Source organism: Bacillus sp. LR--39 (assembly GCF_053613335.1).
On the sequence record NZ_JBSIOT010000909.1, the window covers coordinates 1 to 699 of the forward strand.

The window sequence follows — 699 nt, forward strand, 5'->3', positions numbered from 1 at the left end:
GCATATATTTTGTTTCGGCTTGCCGGTAAAAAAGCTGTGTCACAAATGAACAATTTTGACCTGCTTTTGACCTTCGCAATCGGAACCATTATCAGTGAGCCGATCCTTACATCCAAGCTGCCGATGTCAATTTATTATGCGGGTGCTTTTTTGGTGCTTTATCTTATCATGAGCAAGCTCTCTTTATCTAATAAATGGCGATGGCTCCTAGTCGTGAGCCCGACTGTCCTAATCCGAAACGGGGATATTGATGAACGCGGCCTTCGTAAAGAAAGGCTGACTGTTAATGAGCTGCTCGGAAAGCTGAGGGAAAAGGGCTATGCCGACCCGGCTGACATTGATCTTGCTATCATTGAAGAAACGGGAGAAGTAAGCGTCATCCCGAAAGAGGAAGCGAGAGCGGTGCAGGTGCGGGATTTGAATATGGAAGCTGAACGGAATTTTATCCCGATTCCGCTCATACTGGATGGCGAAATCCTTGATCATAATTTGAAATATCTCCAAAAAAACCGATCCTGGCTGTTTGAGAAGCTTGAGGAAAAAGGGTACAGCCCCAAACTGCTGTCTTCGATCACCTTAGGCACGATGAATGCGCGAGGTGATATATCCCTTGATTTAAATACCTCTAATGACCCGCAGCATGATCCTTACTTATATAAACCGGGAAATAACAATTAAGATGGCTCTCTCTTGTAATGA

The 699-nt window shown here is 44.6% G+C and carries 1 protein-coding gene; it reads left to right on the plus strand.

The genetic code is table 11. From position 1 onward, the window contains the following. A partial coding sequence (locus ACWHAR_RS27405) for a DUF421 domain-containing protein (protein WP_452088473.1) occupies positions 1–678 on the plus strand: 678 nt, incomplete at its 5' end. Between the last annotated feature and the right edge of the window lie 21 nt (positions 679–699).